This window comes from Actinophytocola sp., assembly GCF_050699915.1.
Classification (GTDB): domain Bacteria; phylum Actinomycetota; class Actinomycetes; order Mycobacteriales; family Pseudonocardiaceae; genus Actinophytocola.
The window spans coordinates 1-20517 of the sequence record NZ_JBOHGA010000105.1 but is presented as its reverse complement, the minus strand read 5'-3'; the positions used below and the strand labels follow the sequence as shown (position 1 = coordinate 20517).

Genomic DNA, 20517 nt, shown 5'->3' with positions numbered 1-20517 from the left:
GGGCAGCAGCGTCGGCGCGGCGCCCGCGTCGAGCGCGCCCCGCTCGCCGGCCCGGCGCGGGATCCAGGCGATCCGCGCGCCGGTGGTCTCGGCCAGCTTCACCACGGCGGTGAACAGGCCCGGCACCTGCGCGGCCCGCTCGCCCACGAGGATGACCGAGCCGGCGCCGCCGAGTGCCTCGGTGACGTCCGGCGCGTGGCCCGCGAGTCCGTCGACCGCGGCCGCCTCGCCGCCGGGCGGGCACGCGAGCAGCATGCCGGCGGCGGGCTTGTCCACACCGTGCGGGCGGATCGTCTTGTCCACGGCCGGCGACGTCCACTGTCCGATGTGGAACACCTTGGTGCGGCCCGTGCGGGCGGCCTTGCGCAGCCGCAGGAAGACGATCGGCGACTCCTCCTCCGGCTCCAGCGCCACGCACAGCACCGCGGGCGCCGCCTCCAGACCGCGGAAGGTCACCCCGGTCTCCGGCGTGGTGCCGACCACCGTCGAGGCGAGGAACTCCAGCTCCTCGGCCGAGTGCGCGCGGGCCCGGAAGTCGATGTCGTTGGTGCGCAACGCGATCCGGGCGAACTTGGCGTACGCGTAGGCGTCCTCGACGGTCAGCCGGCCACCGGCCAGCACGCCGACGCCCTTGCCATCCCGGGCCTTGGCGAGCCCCTCGGCGGCGGTGCGCAGCGCGTCGGTCCACGAGGTCTCGACGAGCTCGCCGGTCTTCGCGTCGCGGACCATCGGCCGGGTGATCCGGTCGCCCGCGGTCACGTAGCGGAACGCGAAGCGGCCCTTGTCGCAGAGCCACTCCTCGTTGACCTCGGGCTCCTCGGCGGCGAGCTTGCGCATCACCTTGCCGCGCCGCCAGTCGGTGCGCTCCGCGCAGCCCGAGCTGCAGTGCTCGCAGACGCCCGGCGTGGACACCAGGTCGAACGGGCGCGACCGGAACCGGTAGGCGGCGCTGGTGAGCGCGCCGACCGGGCAGATCTGGATGGTGTTGCCGGAGAAGTAGGACTGGAACGGCTTGTTCTCCGCGATGCCGATCTGCTGCTGCACGCCGCGCTCGAGCAGTTCGATGAACGGGTCGCCGGCGATCTGGTCGGAGAAGCGGGTGCAGCGCTGGCAGAGCACGCACCGCTCGCGGTCCAGCAGCACCTGCGTGGACACCGGGATCGGCTTGGCGAAGGTCCGCTTCTTCTCCACGAACCGGGAGTCCGCCCGGCCGTGGGCCATCGCCTGGTTCTGCAACGGGCACTCGCCGCCCTTGTCGCAGATCGGACAGTCCAGCGGGTGGTTGATGAGCAGCAGCTCCATCACACCCTGCTGGGCCTTGTCCGCGACCGGCGAGGTCCGCTGGGTCTTCACGACCATGCCGTCGGCGACCGTGAGCGTGCAGGACGCCTGCGGCTTGGGCATCGGCCGCCCACCCATCTCAACCTCGACCAGGCACTGGCGGCAGGCGCCGGCCGGGTCGAGCAGCGGGTGGTCGCAGAAGCGCGGGATGACCGTGCCCAGCCGCTCCGCGGTGCGGATCAGCAGCTCACCCTTGGGCGCCACGACCTCGACGCCGTCGATGGTCAGCCGCACGTGCCCTTCCGGCACCGGCGGCGAGTCCGGCTTTTCTTCGATGGCAGTCATTTAGTGAGCTCCCGCAAGCGCCGGGCTGGCGTTCTTGTTGTCCTCACACAGTGCGAGGAACTCGTCCCGGAAGTACTGGATGCCGCTGGTGATCGGGCTGACCGCCCCGTCACCGAGCGCGCAGAACGACCGGCCGAGCACGTTGTCGCAGATGTCGAGCAGCGTGTCGATGTCGGACTCGGTGCCGTGGCCGGCCACCATCCGCTGCAGGATCCCGGCGAGCCAGTAGGTGCCCTCGCGGCAGGGCGTGCACTTGCCGCAGGACTCGTGCTCGTAGAACTCGGTCCACTTCATCACGGCCCACGGCACGGACACGGTCTCGTTGAAGACCATGATCGCGGTGGTGCCGAGCATCGAGCCGGCCTCCACCGCGCCCTCGAAGTCCAGCGGGACGTCGAGGTGGTCCGCGGTGAACAGCGGGGTGGACGAGCCGCCCGGGGTCCAGAACTTCAGCGGGACGCCGTCCTTCATGCCGCCGGCCATCTCGAGCAGCTGGCGCAGCGTCGTGCCGAGCGGCGCCTCGTACTGGCCGGGCTGCTCGACGTGGCCGGAGATCGAGAAGATCTTCGGTCCGGGCGAGCGCTCGGAGCCCATCGCGCGGAACCAGTCGGCGCCGCCGTTGACGATGAACGGCACGCTCGCGATCGTCTCGACGTTGTTGACCGTGGTCGGCATGCCGTACACGCCCGCGGCGGCCGGGAACGGCGGCTTGAGCCGGGGCTGGCCGCGGCGCCCCTCGAGCGAGTCGAGCAGCGCCGTCTCCTCGCCGCAGATGTACGCGCCGGCGCCGGCGTGGATCGTGATGTCCAGGCCGAAGCCCGAGTCGAGGATGTTCGTGCCGAGGTAGCCGGCGTCGTAGGCCTCGCGCACCGCGGCGTTGAGCCGGCGGATGCAGTGCAGCGCCTCGCCGCGGACGTAGATGAAGCAGTGGTGGCTGCGCATCGCGTAGGCGGCGATGACGCAGCCCTCGATCAGCGAGTGCGGGTCCGCCATCATCAGCGGGATGTCCTTGCAGGTCCCCGGCTCACCCTCGTCGGCGTTGATCACGAGGTAGTGCGGCTTTTCCTCGTTGGGCGGCATGAACGACCACTTCACGCCGGCGGGGAAACCCGCGCCGCCGCGGCCGCGCAGCCCCGAGTCCTTCACCAGCTGGACCAGCTGCTCCGGGGTGCCGGCGAGTGCGGTGCGCAGCGCGGTGTAGCCCTCGAGCCGCTCGTAGGTCGACAGGCGCCAGGAGTCCGGCGAGAGCCAGCGCTTGGTGAGCACCGGAGTCACCGGGTCCGGCGTCGCCCGTTCCGCTGTAGTCACTTCTTCTCGACCTCCGGGAGCGCCGGCGGCTTGTCCGGCATCGTCGGGGCGGTCCACCCGCGGTCGGCGGCGAGCTGGGCGCCGCGCACGGTCTCCACCGCGGCCGACGGACCGTCCACTTCGGACCGGTAGGTCGCCTCGTCCTCGGGGAAGAACCCGGCGAGCTGGAGTGAGACGTCGCGCAGGCTGGTCAGCGGCGCGCCGCGGGTCGGCACGGGCCGCTCGCCACGGCGCAGTGCGTCGACGAGCGCGACGGCCGAGTCCGGCGTCTGGTTGTCGTAGAACTCGTAGTTGACCTGCAGCACCGGGCCGAGGTCGCAGGCGGCGAGACACTCGGCGTGCTCGAGCGTGATCGAGCCGGCCTCGCCGGGCGTGCCGGCGGTGTCCTCGTGCTTGAGCGGCCGGCCGTCCTGGCCGAGGTGCTCCTGGAGCGTCTGGTAGATCGCGTCGCCGCCGAGCACCGCGCACAACGTGTTGGTGCAGACGCTGATCAGGTGCTCGCCGCACGGCTTGCGCTTGTACATCGTGTAGAACGTGACGACCGCGGTGACCTCGGCGGTGGACAGCGCCAGCTGGTCGGCGCAGAACTGGACGCCGGCCTGGCTCACGTGGCCCTCGACCGACTGGACCAGGTGCAGCATCGGCAGCAGCGCCGAGCGGGACTCCGGATAGCGGGCGATCAGGTTCGCGGCCTTGGCGATGATGTCCGGGCCGAACACCGACAGGTCCGGCATGGCCGGCGTGACCAGCCGCTCGGTCTCCTCACGGCTGACCGCGGACGCGGCGACCACGTCGACGTCCGGGCCGGCGGCGACGTGGGTGTCCCCCGCCCCGACGCTGGAACCCCCGTACGTGGCCCCGGTGGACAGTTTCTCGTTCACGACGGCCCCTCGCAGGCTCCGGGCCGCCGTTCACGGTCGCCCTGTGACATTTGTTCGCTCGCAAGCTCGCTCACCGGTCGACGCCTCCCATCACCGGGTCGATCGAGGCGATGGCCGCGATGACGTCGGCGACCAGGCCGCCCTCGGACATCGCCGGCATGGACTGCAGGTTCACGAAGCTGGGATCGCGGACGTGCACCCGCATCGGCCGGGTGCCGCCGTCGGACACCAGGTGGTAGCCGAGCTCGCCGCGCGGCGACTCGACCGCGGTGTAGGTCTGCCCGGCCGGCACCGAGAAGCCCTCGGTCACCAGCTTGAAGTGGTGGATCAGGGCCTCCATCGACTGGCCCATGATCTTGCGGACGTGCTCGAGCGAGTTGCCCATGCCGTCCGCGCCGATCGCGAGCTTCGCGGGCCAGGCGACCTTCGCGTCCTCGACCATGACCGGACCCGGCTCGAGCCGCTTCAGCGCCTGCCTGATGATCCGCAGCGACTGGTGCATCTCCTCGACGCGCAGCAGGTACCGCGCGTACGAGTCGGCCGCCGTCGAGGTCGGCACCTCGAAGTTGTACTCCTCGTAGCCGAGGTACGGCTCGACCTTGCGCATGTCCCACGGCAGGCCCGCGGAGCGCAGGATCGGCCCGGTGACGCCGAGCGCCAGGCACGCGTCGACGGGCAGGTAGCCGATGCCGATCAGCCGGTTCTTCCAGATCGGCTGGCCGGTGAGCAGCTTGTCGTAGTCCGGCAGCCGCTTGTTCATCACCTTGATGAACTCGTCGATCGCCTGCTCGTAGCCCTCCGGCAGGTCCTGGGCGAGACCGCCCGGCCGGATGAACGCGTGGTTCATCCGCAGGCCGGTCAGGAACTCCAGCAGGTGCAGGCACTCCTCGCGTTCCCGGAAGCCCGCCGTCATCGCAGTCATCGCGCCGAGCTCCATGCCGCCGGTGGCGAGCGCGACCAGGTGCGAGGCGATGCGGTTGATCTCCATCAGCAGCACCCGGATCACCTGCGCGCGCGGCGGGGCGGTGATGCCGAGCATCTTCTCCACGCCGAGGCAGTAGGCGGTCTCGTTGAACAGCGGGGCGAGGTAGTCCATTCGCGTCACGAAGGTGACGCCCTGGGTCCAGGTGCGGTACTCGCAGTTCTTCTCGATCCCGGTGTGCAGGTAGCCGATCACCGACCGGGCCTGCGTCACGGTCTCGCCCTCGAGCTCGAGCACCAGCCGCAGCACGCCGTGCGTGGACGGGTGCTGCGGACCCATGTTGATGACGATGCGCTCGTCGTGGACGGCGTCCTCGAGCGCCTCGTCCCAGTCGCCACCGGTGACGTTGTAGATGCGCCCCTCGGTGGTCTCGCGCTCGCCCGCGTACTGGTCGGTCATGAGTACGACCTCCGCTGGTCCGGGGGCGGGATCTCGGCGCCCTTGTACTCGACCGGGATGCCGCCGAGCGGGTAGTCCTTGCGCTGGGGGTGGCCGTCCCAGTCGTCCGGCATGAGGATCCGGGTCAGCGCGGGGTGCCCGTCGTAGACGATGCCGAACATGTCCCAGGTCTCGCGCTCCTGCCAGTCGGCGGTCGGGTAGACCCCGACGACGGAGGGGCAGTGCGGCTGGCCGCCGTCCTCTGGCGACCACTCGATGGCCACCTCGAGGCGGATGCGGCGGCGGAAGGTCATCGAGGTGAGGTGGTAGACGGAGTGGAGCCGCTGCGGGACGTCCACCCCGTAGTCCACACCGGACACCGAGCTGCAGAGCTCGAAGCGCAGCGCGGGGTCGTCGCGCAGCAGCCGGCACAGCGCCACGAGGTGCTCGGGGTTCACGTAGTAGGTGATCTCGCCGCGGTCGACGGTCACCTGCAGGATCGCCTCGGTCGGGATCTTGTTGTCCCGCATGCCGGCGAGCAGCTGGTCGGTGAACTCGTCGAACCAGCCGCCGTACGGGCGCTCGGCCGGGGCGGCGACGTGCTGGGGCAGCCGCAGGCCGCCGAAGCCGGACGTGTCGCCGGAGCCGGACACGTTGAACATGCCGCGCCGGGCCTTGCCGGCGACCAGCGGTTCGCGCGGTGCGGCCGGGCGGGCGAGCGACTCGTCCGGGCGCTGCTCCACGCTGGCCGGGCGCTCGGACCCGGCGCCGGGCTCGCCGGGCGCCGGGGTGCCGGCGGGCGTGACGTCTTTCTCGTCAGGCATGTGTCGTCACTTCTTCGCGTACTTGACGGAGGACGCGATCATCGGGGTGCGCGCCCCACGCTCGGCCAGCAGCGCGGCGCGGCGGGCGTTGAGCGGCTCGTCCTGGATCTTCGCGTGCAGCTTGAGGATGGCGTCGAGCAGCATCTCCGGGCGCGGCGGGCAGCCGGGCAGGTACATGTCGACCGGCACCACGTGGTCGACGCCCTGCACCACGGCGTAGTTGTTGAACATCCCGCCGGAGGAGGCGCAGACGCCCATGGCCAGCACCCACTTGGGCTCGGCCATCTGGTCGTAGATCTGGCGCAGCACCGGGGCCATCTTGTTGGTGACCCGGCCGGCGACGATCATCAGGTCGGCCTGGCGCGGCGTGGCGCTGAACCGCTCCATGCCGAAGCGGGCGATGTCGTAGCGCGGACCGCCGGTGGTCATCATCTCGATGGCACAGCAGGCGAGGCCGAAGGTGGCCGGCCAGAGTGAGTTCTTGCGGCCCCAGTTGACCAGCTTCTCCAAGCTGGCCAACAGGATCCCGTTGGGGAGCCGCTCCTCGATACCCATTGTCTCCCCCTCCCGTCAGTTCCAGTCGAGGCCGCCGCGCCGCCACACGTAGGCGTACGCGAAGCCGAGCGTCGCGATGAACAGGACGATCTCCACCAGCCCGAAGAAGCCGATCGCGTCAGCGGACACGGCGAACGGGTAGAGGAACACCATCTCGATGTCGAAGAGGATGAACAGCATCGCCGTGAGGTAGTAGGCGACCGGGACGCGACCGCCGCCGACCACCGGCTGCGGCGAGGGCTCGATGCCGCACTCGTAGGCCTCGAACTTCGCCCGGTTGTAGCGCCGGGGCCCGACCAGGGGCCCGAGCAGCGCCGAGAACACGGCGAACCCCGCCGCGAGAACGAAAAGCAGGAACAGCGGCAGGTAGCTCCCCAGCCCCGCGGACACGTTCTCGTTCTGTGCTACAGATGTGCTGACTGCGAGTACTGACACCGTCGCCGTCCTTTCCCGCTCCCTCGCCGGGCACCCTATGGGGTGGTCATCTGGCGGCCGGTGGTTAGGCGCACCTAACCTTGCTGGCCAACAGCTTGTGAAAACATTCACAAGCTAGGTTGTGAAGCGCTTCACAAGACCGCCGGGAACAGTGTAGGACGCTCGAAATCGGGAGTGCAGGCAGATCCCCTTACGGAGTACGGACTTCCGTCCACGCCCGAAGCGGACTCCCGGCGCCAGCACGAGGAAGAAGGTCCGGGGCCGGCGGCGGGCCACTTGAGGGCAGGGCGCCAGCCCTGCCCTCAATCTTCTGCCCTCAGGCGACGGAGGCTCGCGGGTCAAGAGGTCGCCGACGGCGAAAGACCAGCGCTGGCAGTGGCGCGACCTCTTGAGGCGTGAGTCGGAGCCCGTAAAATCCGCCGCCGGCCCCGGACCCTCCGCGCTCGCAGCAAGCCCTCGACCCCGTTTCGCTCGCAGCCGCCGGACCAACCGCGGACATGACAGAAGGGGCGCCCGGCCTTTTCGGCCGGACGCCCCCTCCCCCGGGATAAGCCTCAGTCGCTCTGCAGCAGGTACAGCAGCCGCAGCATCTCGAAGTACAGCCAGACCAGCGTGGTCATCAGACCGAACGCCGCGTACCAGGCCCACTTCTGCGGCATGCCGGCGCGGATCATCTGGTCCGCCATGTCGAAGTCGAGCAGCAGCATGAACGCCGCGATGCCGATGAACACGATGCCGACGATGATCCCGAGCGGGCCGTCGCCCCGCAGCCCGGTCTCCACGCCGAACAGACCCATCAGCAGGTTGAACATCATCAGGCCGAACGCCGCGACGGCCGCACCGATGATCCACTTGGTCAGCTTCGGGGTCACCTTGACCGCGCCGGTCTTGTACACCACCAGCATCGTGACGAACACGAGCGCCGTACCGATGATCGCCTGCAGCGCGACGCCCTCGACGAACATCTCGAACACGCCGCTGATCGCGCCGAGGAACACGCCCTCGGCCGCGGAGTACGCGAGCACGAGCCCGGCGTTCGGCGTCTTCTTGAAGATGATGATCAGCGACAGGACGAGTCCGACGATCAGACCGCCGATCATCGGCGGGAACGGGCTGATGGCGCCGCCGAGCACGGCGACGCCGGTGATGATGCCGGTGATCAGCGCCAGGCCGATGGTCATCGCGGTCTTGGTGACCACGTCGTCCACGGTCATCGGGCGATCACCGGCGGTCGGCGGCGCCTGATAGCCGCCGTATCCCGGCATGCTGGCCTGGGGCTGTGACTGGAAGCCCGCGTAGCCGCCGCCGAACCCGCCCGACGGCAGGTTCCGGAACGCGGGATTACTGGTAGAACGCACCTGTTCCTCCTGGGCCTGATGGCTCCTGCACCGGATTCAACGACCGACCATGCCGGCTAGTTCCCGGTTGGGTAAAGGTGACTTTACCCGTCCTGGTGTGATCGTCGCCAAGAACCCGGCAACGGAGATCGCGCGCTCACAGTAGCCCCTGCGCAGGCCGATGTGGGTGAGTCCAGCGCGACCGCCGGTAGTCAAATAGTGAATGTCGACCCGGCCTGGCGTCCCCCAACCCGGCTACTACTCTCCCTAGCCTTTACGGACAGCAGAGTCGGGAGGTGCGATGAGGCGTCGGTGGGGGCCGATCGTCACCGGTGTCGCGCTGGCGCTGACATTCGCGATCCTGGTGGGGCTCGGCACCGTCGGACCCGCCACACCGGGCGAGGGCGGCCCGGCGGCGCAGGCCGCGCCGCCGGACTGGATGCGCGCGCTGCGCCCGGGCGAGAAGCCGCCCCAGTTCGTGCTGTTCTCCTTCGACGGCGCCGGCTCGCACGACCACTGGCGCCGGATCCTGCCGCTGGCGGACAAGGTGGACGCGCAGGTCACCGGCTTCCTGTCCGGCATCTATCTGCTGGCCGACTCCCGTCGCGGCGAGTACACCGGGCCCGGCCACCCCTCCGGGCACGCGGCGATCAGCTTCGGCGGGTCCAGCCAGGAGGTCGACGCCCGCATCGCCGACCTCAACGAGGCCCTCGACCGCGGGCACGAGCTCGGCACCCACTACAACGGCCACTTCTGCGCGGGCAACGAGCCGAGCGGCAAGAACTGGTCCACCGCGCAGTGGAACGCCGAGCTGGACCAGTTCTTCGACTTCGTCAACGACGCGATCACCCATGGCCTGCTGGTCGACGAGAACGCGATCAAGGGCGGCCGGACCCCGTGCCTCGAGGGCGCCCTCGACACGCTGGCGCCCGCGCTCACCGAGCACGGCCTCACCTACGACTCCAGCCGCACCTCCGACGGCATCGCCTGGCCGCGGCAGCGGGCGGGCATCTGGGAGTTCGCGGTGCCGGTGGTCCGCGTACCCGCGCTGGGCGGCAAGCGGGTGGTCATGGCCGACTACAACCTCTGGTACGCGCTCAACGGCGCCCGCGAGGATCCCTCGCGGGACAAGGAGTTCACCGAGGTGACACTCGACACCTACCGGGCCGCGTACCAGGCGGCGCTGAACACCAACCGCGCGCCGCTGACCGTCGGCACGCACTTCAACGACTGGTCCGGCGGCGCGTTCAGCGCGGCGACCGAGCGGTTCATGGGCGAGGTGTGCGTGCGCGAGAACACCGTCTGCACCACGTACTCGCAGGTGATCAGGTGGATGAAGCTCCAGGACCCGGCGGTGCTGGACCAGTTCCGCTCGATGCGGCCCGCACAGGTCACCTGAGCCGCAAACGCAGCCACGCGAGCGCGGGCTCCGCCTGCATGCGCTGGAACCGCCGCAGCGTGGGCAGTCCCGGCGGGTCGGGCAGCAGGGAGCCGTGCAGGAGGAACCCGGCGACCGCGGCCAGCAACGAGTCGACCGCGGCCGGGTCGGCGCCGCGAGCGAGCGGCGAGGTCCGCCAGACCTCCGCCGGGTCCGGACCGCCCTGCATGACCACGCTGGGCAGCATGCCGAGCAGGTCGATCCACGGCGCGCCGACGCCCGCGTGCGGCCAGTCGACGAACAGCACGCGCTCCCCGGCCAGCAGGATGTTGTCCGCGCGAAGATCGCCGTGCACGAGCGTGTCGCCCGCGGCCGCCTCGGGCCAGTCCGCCTCCAGCGCGGCGAGCCGGTCCACGTTGTCGCGCGTCCACGGATCCAGCCAGGCGGCGAGCGCGGGGTCGGCCGCGAGCGAGCGCCAGCCGGAGAACAGGTCGGGGTCGGCAGCGAGCGGCGGCAGGTCGACCGGGCTCGGTGTGAGATCGCGCGCGAGTCGGACCAGAGCGTCGTGCACCCGGGCCCAGTCCTCGAGCCGCCACGGCAGCCGCGGGTTGTGCCCGTCGACCTCCTCGAACACGAGCGCGGCCCAGTCGTCGCCACCACCGTGCCAGAGCAGTCTCGGCGCGGCGACGGTCGCGGGCAGCCGGCCGGCGACGCACACCTCGCGCCGGTGGAAGGCCACGGCGTCCACGCTCTGCGCGGCGCAGATCGCCTTCGCGAACAACCGCCTGCCGTCCGCGAGCCGCAACCGCGCCGCGAAGCCCGGCGAGAACCCGCCGGGCTGGCTCACCGCATCGACGACGGCCGAGCCCAGCGCGACCTCGATCGACTTTCGTACCGTTTCCGGCAGCTCCGCCCAGGCGAGCCGGTTGCCGCCGACGCCGTCCCACACCATCGCCCGATGATCGCCGAACGTGGGCTGGCGCACATCTGGTTTTCTCGGGTGAAGCGAGGTCCGGCGGGCAGTGGGATGCTGTGCAGCGGTTTCACCGAGGGGAAGGACGAGGCGATGGCGACCTATCTGGTCACCGGCGCGACCGGACTGATCGGCAGGCACTTCGTGGCCGAGCTGCTGGCGCGGCCGGACACCGAGCGGGTGTGGCTGCTCGTGCGCGAGCGCTCCCAGGACAAGCTGGCCCTGGCCGCCCGCGACTGGCCGAACGTCGAGCGGACCCGGCCGGTGCTCGGCGACGTGCGCGAGCCGGGGCTCGGCGTGCGCGAGGACACGCTCGCGGAGCTGACCGGCAACGTCGACCACCTCGTGCACCTGGCCGCGCTCTACGACATCGCGGCCGACGACGACGCCAGCATCGCCGCGAACGTGGACGGCACCCGGCATGTCCTCGAGCTCGCGGCGACCGTGCGCGCCGGCTGCCTGCACCACGTGTCCTCGGTGGCGGTCGCCGGCGACTACAAGGGCCGGTTCACCGAGGAGATGTTCGACGCCGGCCAGCGGCTGGTCACCGCCTATCACCGGACGAAGTTCGAGTCCGAGCGGCTGGTCCGCACCCAGCGCGAGGTGCCGTGGCGGGTGTACCGGCCGGCGATCGTGGTCGGCAGCTCCGAGACCGGCGAGATGGACAAGATCGACGGGCCGTACTACTTCTTCGCCGCACTCGCCCGGCTGAGCTCGGTGCCGAGCGTGCCGCTGGTGTTGCCGGACATCGGCGACACCAACATCGTGCCGGTCGACTACGTCGCCAAGTCGATGGCGCACCTGGTCACCAAGCCAGGCCTGGACGGCCGCGCGTTCCATCTGGTCAACCCCGAGCCGCAGTCGGCGCGCAGCGTCTACAACGCCTTCGCCCGCGCGGCCGGCGCGCCCGTGGCCACCGCCGAGCTCGACCACCGGCTGTCGAACCCGCTGCTCGGCCTGGTCAAGCTCGCCGAGCACGTGCCGGGCGTGACGATCGCCCGCGACGCCGTGCTGGACCGGCTCGGCATCCCGCCGGTCCTGCTGACCACGCTGACGTTCCGGCCCGTGTTCGACTCGACAGAGACCCGCATGGAGCTGGCCGGCTCCGGTGTCGACGTGCCGCTCCTGGAGAACTACGCCGACGTGCTGTGGCGCTACTGGCGCGAGCACCTCGACCCGTTCCGCGCGCGCCGCCACGGCCAGCGCGGCGAGCTCGACGGCCGGCGCGTGGTGATCACCGGTGCCTCGTCGGGCATCGGGCGGGCGACCGCGCTGCGGGTCGCCGCGGCCGGCGGGGTCCCGCTGCTGGTCGCGCGCCGGCAGCCCGAGCTCGAGGAGGTCCAGGCGGAGATCGCCGCGGCCGGCGGGCAGTCCTTCGTCTACCCGTGCGACCTGACCGACGACGAGTCGGTGGCCAAGACGGTCGAGGCCATGCTGAACGAGCAGCCCGGCATCGACATGCTGGTCAACAACGCCGGCCGGTCCATCCGCCGCTCGGTGCAGCTGTCCTACGACCGCATGCACGACTACGAGCGCGCGATGGCGATCAACTACTTCGGCGCGGTACGGCTCATCCTCGCCCTGATGCCGCACATGATCGAGCGGCGGTTCGGACACGTCGTGAACGTGTCGTCGATCGGCGTGCAGGGCATCGCGCCGCGGTTCTCCGCGTACGTGGCGTCCAAGGCGGCGCTCGACTACTTCTCCAAGATCGTCGCCACCGAGACGCACGGCGCCGGGATCACGTTCACCACCGTGCACATGCCGCTGGTCCGCACGCCGATGATCCGGCCGACCAAGATCTACGACGCCTTCCCGACCAAGTCGCCGGAGCAGGCCGCGGACATGGTGATGGAGGCCCTGCTCGAGCGGCCCAAGCACATCGGCACGCCGACCGGCTGGGCCATCTCGGCCGCGTACACGGTGGCCCCGGGCCTGGTCGACGCGATCGCCTACCAGGGCTACCGGATCTTCCCGGACTCCACCGCGGCCGGCGGCACCGGCCGGATGAAGATCGGCAAGGGCGACCGCCACCTCGGTGCGGCGGCCACCGCCCTGGCCAAACTGACGAGAGGTTTCCACTGGTGATTACTGGCGCACACACGATCATGTTCGCGACCGACGCGGACGCGGCGCGCGGCTTCCTCCGCGACGTCCTCGGGTTGTCCAATGTGGACGCCGGCGGCGGGTGGCTGATCTTCAAGTCGCCGCCGGCCGAGCTCGCCGTGCACCCCACGGAGGAGTCGCCGAAGCACGAGCTGTATCTCATGTGCGACGACCTCGAGAAGACCATGGCCGAGCTGACCACCAAGGGCGTGGAGTTCACCAGCGAGGTGAGCGACGAGGGCTGGGGCCTGCTCACCTCGCTCGACGTGCCGGGCGCCGGCTCGCTGGGCCTGTACGAGCCGCGGCATCCCACCGCCCACGACCTGCCGTGACGTCAGTCCACTGTGGACAGACCGGAGAACGCCGCCGGACGATCCTGTTGCGGTCGGCACTCACGCGGGTACGGTCACGTCATGGCTGATGACCTCTCCGCGCCGGATGTCAGCTTCACCGTGGCACGTCACGGCTACGACCGTGCTCAGGTGAGAGCGTATGTCCACGAGCTGTTCGAGCGCGCGCAGCGGGCCGACGCCGACCGGATCGAGGCGCGCCAGCAGGCCGCCGAGTTCGAGGGCGAGCTCGAGATCGCCCGCCGGGAGGTCGCCGCGCTGTCCGAGCGGCTCGACGCGATCGGCACGCCCGACGCGGAGTCGACGGAGAGCTCGGCGCGCCTGATCGAGGTGGCGAAGGCGCAGGCCGGCGAGATCACCACGCGCGCGCGGGCCGCGGCGGACAGCTCGTGGGCCGCGGCGGAGAAGGCGTCGAGTGAGCTGCGGGAGCGCTACCGCAAGATGCTCGCCGAGCTGGACGACCAACACGCGGAGATCCACGCGACACACAAGTCGATCAGCGCCGCGGCGCGCACGCAGGCCGAGGAGCTGACCACGGTAGCCGAGCGCCGCCGCCGCGAGCTCGACTCGGCCGCCGAACGGGACCGGGTGCGCATCGACCGCGAGTTCTCCGAGTCGATGAACGCCAAGCGGTCGTCGCTGGAGCGGGAGCTGACGCAGCGCCGGGAGGCGTGCGTGGCCGAGGTCGAGGCGAAGCTGCGCGAGGCGGACGAGCAGGCCAAGGCCCGCCTCGAGTCGTTGACCGACCAGGTCGAGCGGCTGACCCTGGTGCGGGCGGAGCTCTCGGAGCGGCTGCGCGGGACGCAGGAGCTGCTGGCCCGCAGCGTCGACCTGCTCGAGCCCGCTGAGTCGGAGGCCGAGCTGGCGAGGGAGAACCCTTTCCCGATGCCCGAACAGCCGGGCACCGTGCGGCCGGACACCGAACCGCCGGGTACCGCGTCGTCGCCGGCCGCCGCGGAGTCGTCACCGACCGAGCCGGCCGAGTCGGCGACGGAGAAGAACGAGCCCGTGTCGAAGCAGGGTCTGCCGGTCGTCGACCCGGCGACCGCGAAGGCGTTGGCCAAGGTCGATCCGCCGACGCAGGTGAGCATGCCGGCGGTCAAGACGCATACGAAGCTGCTGCCGTCCGTCGAGCCGACGGACGAGCCGGCCACCGAGCCGCCCACGGTGCCCGCCACGCCGGCCGCCGAGAAGCCGGCCGACGCCTCGGGGCCGAGGCCGAACGGCGGCAACGGCAAGCGGGTGCCGCCGCAGCGCTCCCGCCGCTCGCATCCGGCGAAGCGCTGAGTGAGCCGTCAGGCCATGCCGTAGACCCGGGTCACCGGGATGCGAACCACCAGACGTCCGTCGTTGACCATGGCCTCGCGGTACTCGTCCCAGTCCGGGTGCTCGCCGGCGATCGCGCGGTAGACGTCGACCAGCTCGTCGACCGTCGCGTCGTCCGGGTCCTTCGCCACCGGCGTCAGGTCGGCGTCGCCCTCGGCCACCACGTACGAACGGAAGTTCGGCGTGGTCACGTAGAAGCTCGCTCGCGGCTCGCGGCGCAGGTTCGCGGTCTTCGCGCGGCCGTCGGTCACCGACACGCGGATGACACCGTCGGCGAAGGTGTACCCCACGTTGGACAGCTGCGGGCGGCCGTCTCGCTTGAGGGTCACCAGCACCCCGTTGTGGGAGCCGCTCAGCAGGTCGCGCAGACGATCGTCCATGCCGGCGATTCTGCAACCTCGACCATGGACGAGGTCAAGCGGCCTCGGTCCGCGACGCGGACGCGCAGGTCTCGAGGATGAGCGTGGCCACCTGCTCCGGCTCGTCGATCATCGGCACGTGCCCGCACCGGGGCAGCCATACGTGCCGGGCGCGCGGCAGCAGCTCGGCCGCCCGCCCGGCCTGCCGCGGCCACAGGATCCGGTCCCGGGTGCCCCACGCGACGGTGACCGGCACCGACGGCGCGGGCGCGGCGTAGGCGTAGCCCCGCCCGGCCGCCGCGACCAGGTCGAACGCGGGCGAGCCGACCATCGACACCAGGTCCGCGAGCATGATCTCGGCGCTCATCCGGGACGGGTGCCCGTACAGCAGACCGCCCGCGACCACCCGGAAGTACCGCCACCGCAGCAGCGCCGACCCGCCGGGCAGGCGGCCGCTGAGCCGGATCATCCGCAGCACCCACAGCGCCCAGGACCGGTCGCGCGGCGTCCAGAACCCGGCCGGCGCGAGCGCGGTCGCGGACGAGACCAGACCACGCGAGGCGAGCTCCAGGCCGAGCACCGCGCCCAGGGAGTTGCCCGCCACGTGCGGCCGGTCCAGGCCCATGTCCTCGAAGATGTCCGCGCACGCCTGCACCGCACTCGGCATGTCGTACCCGCGGCCCTCGGGCAGCAGCGGCGAGCGACCGAACCCCGGCAGGTCGACGGCGACCACGTCGTGCGCGCCGGCCAGCCGGTCCAGCACCGGCTCCCACGCCTGCCAGCGGTGTCCGATCCCGTGCAGGAGCACCAGCGGGCTGCCGCTGCCCCGCCGCTCGAAGGCGATCTCGATGGGCTGTCGGGTCATGGTCCAGCATGTTACCGCGATTTACACGTATTCGTCATGCAGCTGCCACCAGCTGCCGGGCTCGTTGTCGCCGCGGCCCGACTCCTCCCAGGCCTCCTGGCGGCCCATCGGCGTCAGGTCCAGCCAGCGCAGCGTGGAGAGGACGAACTCGCCGCCCCGGCCGGTCGTGAAGTACGTGCGGTACACCCGCTCGCGGTCGGCCTCGTCATCGCGGAGGAAGACACTGATGCCGAACTCGCCGCCCGAGCCCATGTCGTCCGCGAACGCGGTGGTCCCCGAGTACCAGGGCACGGTCCAGCCCATGCGGTCGCGGAACGGCTGGATCTGGGACTGCGGCGCGGGCGACGTCACGACCAGCGTGGTGTCCCGCGCGTGCAGGTGGCCGGTGTGGGCGATGTTGTCGACGATCATCGAGCAGCCGGGACAGCGGTGGTCGTCGCCGTCGAACAGCATGAAGTGGTAGACGATCAGCTGGCGCCGGCCGTCGAACAGATCGGACAGCGAGTGCTCGCCGCCGTCCGGCCCGGTGAACCGGTAGTCCTCGGTGATCTCGACCATGGGCAGCCGGCGCCGCTGCGCGTTCACCGCGTCCTGCGCGCGCATCGCGGCCTTCTCCGCGACGAGCAGCTCGTCGCGGGCGATCCGCCACTTCTCCGCCGGAACGATCTCGGGCAACGTCATGAGGATTCTCCTTGTGGTTTCAGGACTTGTGGACGTGGGCGGCGAGGTCGTCGAAGGCCGACCGCCAGCCGTCGGTGTGCCCGTCGCGGGACTCGACCGTCGCGAAGCCGGACTGATGGAAGGTCATCTCGGTCTTGCCGTCCCGGTCCGCGAAGGTGATGGTGACCAGGGTGTCCTCGTCCGGCTGGTTCTCCCGCGGGTCCCACCTGAAGCTGAACACCAGCCGCTCCGGCGGGACGACCTCGAGGTAGACGCCGCTCGCCCAGTGCTCGCCGCCCTCCTCGGGGTCGCGCATGCCGAACCGCCAGGCGCCGCCCTCGACGGCGTCCGCCTCGACGCCGGTCGGGGTGTAGCCGGCCGGGCCCCACCACTGTGCGAGGTGGGCCGGATCGGTCCAGCAGGCGAACACGAGCTCGCGCGGGGCGTCGAACACCCGGGTCAGCTCGAGCTCGTGGGCCGTCGCGGCGGCATCCATCGCGATGTCACTCCTCGTCGTCATTCTTCTGCTCCTCCTGCTCCCCGCGGAGCCTCCGCAGGTGTTCGGCGAGGCGGTCGAAGCTCTCCTCCCAGAACTGCCGGTAGGTCTCCAGCCACTCGTTCGCGTCCCGCAGCGGCGCCGGGTCGAGCCGGCACGGCCGCCACTGCGCCTCGCGGCCGCGGGCGATCAGCCCCGCGCGCTCCAGGACCTTCAGGTGCTTGGAGACCGCGGGCAGGCTCATCGCGAAAGGTTCGGCCAGTTCGGTGACCGTCGCCTCGCCAGTGGTGAGCCGGGCGAGGATCGCCCGGCGCGTCGGGTCGGCGAGGGCCGCGAACGTCGTGCTCAGCTGATCGACGATCATGTACTCAACCACCTAGTTAATTAACTGACCGGTTCAGCGTGCACCCGCACGTCGCCCGCTGTCAACCCCCCCGACCCGGGCGGGCGGGCGAAACCGCAGGTGGAAATGGACACCCGAATTAGGTGCCACGCTGAGTGTCAAATCAATTGCGAACAGTCGCGGTATGATGGCGGAAGAAAGTGCCGAGTCACGGTGCCCCCGACCGGATTCGAACCGGCACTCCACCCCTTTTAAGGGGGCTGCCTCTGCCAGTTGGGCTACGGGGGCAGGCGCAGCCTAGGGCGTGATCACCAGGCCGCGGACGGGTTCTGCACAACTTGGGTCCGCTGGACCAATCCCGGGTACGCCATTTAGCTGTACCCGAAGTGGGTTCCAAAGGCTACCCGGGGCAACCTAGTGCAACGCGGTGGAAATGCGCGCATCAGCTCCGGGAGACGCGGTCGAACTCGGCCCGCGGATTGTTGATCTGGCCCATCGAGATGACCTCACGCCGTAACAGTCCACTCAGTAACCAGTCGGCTACTACGCGGAATTTCCGGTTGAACGTGGGCACCCGCCCGACGTGGTAGCCGCGGTGCATGGCCCAGGCGATGAAGCCCTTCGCCTTGATGTTGTAGACGTCCGCGACTCCCTTGTGGAGGCCGAGGCTCGCGACCGACCCGACGTTGCGGTGCTTGTACTGCTTGGGCTCGCGGCCCCGCAGCACGGCGATGATGTTCTTGGCCAACACGTTCGCCTGGCGGACCGCGTGCTGGGCGTTGGGCGCGCACAGCGCGTCCGGGTCCTCCTCGATGCGGGACAGGTCGGGCACCGCGGCATTGTCGCCCGCGGTCCACGCATCGGCCACACCGTCCACCTGCAACGTGGGCTTCGCCCGCACCCGGCCGCGGTCGTCGAAGGGCAGGTCGGACGCGGCGATCACCGGGTTGGACTTCACGCCGGCGGTCCACACGATCGTGTCGCTGTCGAACTCCGTGCCGTCGGAGAGGACCACGTGTCCGTTCTCGAACGACTTGGCCAGAGTGGACAGATACACCTCGATGCCGCGCCGCTCCAGCTGCAGAACGGTGTAGACACCGAGGCTCTCCCGCACCTCCGGCAGGATCCGCCCGGCCGCCTCGACGAGCACCCAGCGCAGATCGGACGGATCGATGTTCTCGTAGTACCGGGTGGCGTAGCGGGCCATGTCCTCGAGCTCGGCGAGCGCCTCGATGCCGGCGAACCCGCCGCCGACGAACGTGAACGTCAGCAGCTTGCGGCGCAGGTTCTCGTCGACCGTGCTGCTCGCCGCGTCCAGCCTGGACATCACGTGGTTGCGCAGGTAGATGGCCTCGCCGATGGTCTTGAACGCGATGCCCTGCTCGGCGAGCCCGGGGATCGGCATCAGCCGGGCCACCGAGCCGAGTGCCACGACGAGCACGTCGTAGTCGAGGTCCTGTTGTTGGCCGTCCGGAGTCTCGACGGTCACCTTCTTCGCCTCGTGCACGATCTTGGTGACGCGGGCGGTGAGCACGTGGCAGCGCTTGAGCGTCCGGCGCAGCGGGACCACCACGTGCCGCGGCTCGATCGCGCCGGCCGCCGCCTCGGGCAGGAACGGCTGGTAGGTCATGTGCGGCTGCGGATCGACGACGGTCACGGAGGCCTCGCCGCCGCGCAGCCGCCGCTGCAGGCCGAGTGCCGCGTAGAACCCGACGTACCCGCCGCCGAGTATCAGGATCCGTTCCGACTTACCTCTCCCCATGCCTCCATGGTGGCACCTCTACCTGGTCAACGCCCGTCCGCCTCGGTGTGAGAGTCGTCGCGGCCGTGCCGGTCCGACTGCCGTTTCGACTGCCGGTGCCACAAGGCGACGACCACCGCGATCACCACCAGGCCGGCCAGCGCCACGACCTCCAGCAGCGCGGGAGTCTGGCCGGCCGGCAGCAGCGCCGCCGCCCCGACGAAGGCGAACACGACGGCCTGCACGACCACGAAGCGGATGGCGGGCCGGACGAACGCCTTCGGGTGCACCCGCGCCCGCACCGGCACGACGCCGGCGATCGCGCAGGACAGGTGGAACAGGTGCACCGCGGGGATCAGCGCCAGCACCGCCGGGCGCAGCGGGTCGTCGCCGGTCAGCGCCGCCAGCAGGGCCGCGCCGACGACGACGGCGATCGGCACCGGGGAGGCGGGCGCGTACACCGAGGCGAGGATCGCCGGCCCGAGGATGAACAGCGCGCCCCACATCGCGCCCTCCGTTGACGGGATGGCCACCACGAGCGACCCGGTCGCCAGCACCGCTGCCCGCAGCAGCCAGCCCGGTGCACCGCGCCCCAACCGAGGCACGTCGACGTATGCCGGGGCGCTCACAGTTCCGCCTCCCCGGAATTCAAGGTGTTGGTCGCCTCGGGCAACAAGCGTTCGGCCCGGTCACGTACTTGTGGCTGGCTTGCATCACGTTCCCCTGAGGTGACGGTTCCGGAGGTCGACAGGTGTCTCATCGGCGGACCCTTGGGCGGCGGCGGGCGGCGCGCAGCAGCGTGCCGACCGCGGAGCCGTCCTCCCACCGCGCGACGGGCACGCCGTGCTCGGCGAGCACCGCGAGCCGGACCCGCTGCTCGGCGACGACGATCTGGCGCACCGCCTCGCCCCACGGGGTCGTGGGGTCCGCCTCCAGGTCGACCGGCAGCAGGTCGACGGCGAGCACCAGGTTCCCCCGCCGCGCGGCCCGCACGGTCAGGTCGACGAGCTTGTCCTCCAGGAACGGGGACAGCACCACGATCGTCGCGCCCGGCGGGTACTGCGAGGCGAGCAGCACCGGCTCTCCCGAGCCGGTCACCCGCTGCGTGGCGAGCACGAGCGAGTGGCGGATCCGCTGCAGCTGCCGCTTGCCCGTCCCGGCCCGCGTCCCGCCGCGCGGGTGGCCGAGGTCGACCACGCCGACCCGGTCGCCCTGCCGCAGGAACGCCGCCGCGAGCGAGCACACCGCGCGCACGCCGGTGTCGAGGCTGCCGCCCACCCGGGCCTGCGAGCCGTGCGCCACCTCCGCCCAGTCGCCCATCGCGGCGCCGACGTCGAGCGTGGTGTCCAGCGCCAGCACCAGGTCCGCGTCGGCCTCGGCGTGCCGCTCGCGGACATGCAGCGTGCCGGGCACCAGCGCGCCCCCGGTGGCCGCGGTCGCGCGCAGCGAGACCCGCCAGTCGACGCGGCGCAGCCGGTCGCCGGTCTGGAACGGCCGGATGTCGCGCAGCTCCATGCCGTCGCCGGGACGCGCCGAGCGGTGCGCGCCGACGAGCCCGGCGGCGCGCGGCGGCAGCGGGCCCGCTGGCAGCGGC

General features: G+C 71.0%; 21 protein-coding genes and 1 tRNA gene. 4 read left to right on the top strand and 18 right to left on the bottom strand.

Annotation, left to right across the window (positions count from 1 at the left end):
- The 8 genes from ACRDSK_RS19170 to ACRDSK_RS19135 form a co-directional block, all read right to left on the bottom strand.
- Positions 1-1626: NADH-quinone oxidoreductase subunit G (locus ACRDSK_RS19170; protein WP_431442470.1), on the bottom strand; the 1626-nt coding region annotated here is incomplete at its 3' end.
- A complete protein-coding gene (nuoF, locus tag ACRDSK_RS19165; RefSeq protein ID WP_431442468.1) occupies positions 1627-2934 on the bottom strand; it encodes an NADH-quinone oxidoreductase subunit NuoF in 1308 nt (435 codons plus the stop codon).
- The gene (gene nuoE / locus ACRDSK_RS19160) at positions 2931-3668 is read right to left on the bottom strand and encodes an NADH-quinone oxidoreductase subunit NuoE (protein ID WP_431442472.1); all 738 of its coding nucleotides are present in this window, start codon (positions 3666-3668) and stop codon (positions 2931-2933) included. Before nuoE ends, nuoF begins: the two co-directional genes overlap by 4 nt.
- 217 nt (positions 3669-3885) lie before the next feature.
- Complete coding sequence (locus ACRDSK_RS19155; protein ID WP_431442467.1) at positions 3886-5196, bottom strand: NADH-quinone oxidoreductase subunit D; 1311 nt, start codon at positions 5194-5196, stop codon at positions 3886-3888.
- Positions 5193-5999, bottom strand: coding sequence for an NADH-quinone oxidoreductase subunit C (locus ACRDSK_RS19150; protein WP_431442465.1), 807 nt, complete (start codon positions 5997-5999; stop codon positions 5193-5195). Before ACRDSK_RS19150 ends, ACRDSK_RS19155 begins: the two co-directional genes overlap by 4 nt.
- Before the next feature lie 6 nt (positions 6000-6005).
- Positions 6006-6554 (bottom strand): NuoB/complex I 20 kDa subunit family protein, encoded by a 549-nt coding sequence (locus tag ACRDSK_RS19145; protein ID WP_431442463.1) that lies wholly within the window; start codon positions 6552-6554, stop codon positions 6006-6008.
- Positions 6555-6569: 15 nt separating this feature from the next.
- The gene (locus ACRDSK_RS19140) at positions 6570-6989 is read right to left on the bottom strand and encodes an NADH-quinone oxidoreductase subunit A (protein WP_431442462.1); all 420 of its coding nucleotides are present in this window, start codon (positions 6987-6989) and stop codon (positions 6570-6572) included.
- Between the two features lie 554 nt (positions 6990-7543).
- Complete coding sequence (locus ACRDSK_RS19135) at positions 7544-8347, bottom strand: Bax inhibitor-1/YccA family protein (protein WP_431442460.1); 804 nt, start codon at positions 8345-8347, stop codon at positions 7544-7546.
- A gap of 280 nt (positions 8348-8627) precedes the next feature.
- Between ACRDSK_RS19135 and ACRDSK_RS19130 the strand changes: the two genes are divergently transcribed.
- Positions 8628-9725, top strand: a complete 1098-nt coding sequence (locus ACRDSK_RS19130; protein WP_431442458.1) for a polysaccharide deacetylase — start codon at positions 8628-8630, stop codon at positions 9723-9725.
- Here ACRDSK_RS19130 and ACRDSK_RS19125 read toward each other — a convergent pair.
- A complete protein-coding gene (locus ACRDSK_RS19125) occupies positions 9718-10656 on the bottom strand; it encodes a phosphotransferase family protein (protein WP_431442457.1) in 939 nt (312 codons plus the stop codon). The genes ACRDSK_RS19130 and ACRDSK_RS19125 overlap by 8 nt on opposite strands.
- A 114-nt stretch (positions 10657-10770) precedes the next feature.
- Here ACRDSK_RS19125 and ACRDSK_RS19120 point away from each other — a divergent pair, with 114 nt between their 5' ends.
- The 3 genes from ACRDSK_RS19120 (at position 10771) to ACRDSK_RS19110 (ending at position 14420) form a co-directional block, all read left to right on the top strand.
- Positions 10771-12765 carry an SDR family oxidoreductase gene (locus ACRDSK_RS19120; protein WP_431442471.1) on the top strand — a complete coding sequence of 665 codons (1995 nt, stop codon included), beginning with the start codon at positions 10771-10773 and terminating at the stop codon, positions 12763-12765.
- Entirely contained in the window at positions 12762-13115 is a 354-nt protein-coding gene (locus tag ACRDSK_RS19115; RefSeq protein WP_431442455.1) for a VOC family protein, read from the top strand. Before ACRDSK_RS19120 ends, ACRDSK_RS19115 begins: the two co-directional genes overlap by 4 nt.
- 81 nt (positions 13116-13196) lie before the next feature.
- Positions 13197-14420 (top strand): hypothetical protein, encoded by a 1224-nt coding sequence (locus ACRDSK_RS19110; RefSeq protein WP_431442454.1) that lies wholly within the window; start codon positions 13197-13199, stop codon positions 14418-14420.
- 8 nt (positions 14421-14428) lie between these two features.
- Here the strand turns inward: ACRDSK_RS19110 and ACRDSK_RS19105 are convergent, their stop codons facing one another.
- The 9 genes from ACRDSK_RS19105 to ACRDSK_RS19065 form a co-directional block, all read right to left on the bottom strand.
- Complete coding sequence (locus ACRDSK_RS19105) at positions 14429-14839, bottom strand: PPOX class F420-dependent oxidoreductase (RefSeq protein WP_431442452.1); 411 nt, start codon at positions 14837-14839, stop codon at positions 14429-14431.
- Positions 14840-14873: 34 nt separating this feature from the next.
- Positions 14874-15683 (bottom strand): alpha/beta fold hydrolase, encoded by an 810-nt coding sequence (locus ACRDSK_RS19100; protein WP_431442450.1) that lies wholly within the window; start codon positions 15681-15683, stop codon positions 14874-14876.
- Positions 15684-15704: 21 nt separating this feature from the next.
- Positions 15705-16364 (bottom strand): DUF899 domain-containing protein, encoded by a 660-nt coding sequence (locus tag ACRDSK_RS19095; RefSeq protein ID WP_431442448.1) that lies wholly within the window; start codon positions 16362-16364, stop codon positions 15705-15707.
- A gap of 19 nt (positions 16365-16383) precedes the next feature.
- Positions 16384-16863, bottom strand: coding sequence for an SRPBCC family protein (locus tag ACRDSK_RS19090; RefSeq protein WP_431442447.1), 480 nt, complete (start codon positions 16861-16863; stop codon positions 16384-16386).
- A complete protein-coding gene (locus ACRDSK_RS19085; protein ID WP_431442446.1) occupies positions 16847-17203 on the bottom strand; it encodes an ArsR/SmtB family transcription factor in 357 nt (118 codons plus the stop codon). The genes ACRDSK_RS19090 and ACRDSK_RS19085 overlap by 17 nt, the downstream gene beginning before the upstream one ends.
- A gap of 193 nt (positions 17204-17396) precedes the next feature.
- A tRNA-Leu gene (locus tag ACRDSK_RS19080) sits at positions 17397-17470 on the bottom strand.
- Between the two features lie 154 nt (positions 17471-17624).
- Positions 17625-18944, bottom strand: a complete 1320-nt coding sequence (locus tag ACRDSK_RS19075; protein WP_431442445.1) for an NAD(P)/FAD-dependent oxidoreductase — start codon at positions 18942-18944, stop codon at positions 17625-17627.
- Positions 18945-18970: 26 nt separating this feature from the next.
- Positions 18971-19552: a hypothetical protein gene (locus ACRDSK_RS19070; protein ID WP_431442444.1), complete on the bottom strand. Its 582-nt coding sequence runs from the start codon at positions 19550-19552 to the stop codon at positions 18971-18973.
- 127 nt (positions 19553-19679) lie between these two features.
- On the bottom strand, positions 19680-20517 hold an 838-nt coding region (locus ACRDSK_RS19065), incomplete at its 5' end, for a DUF58 domain-containing protein (protein WP_431442443.1).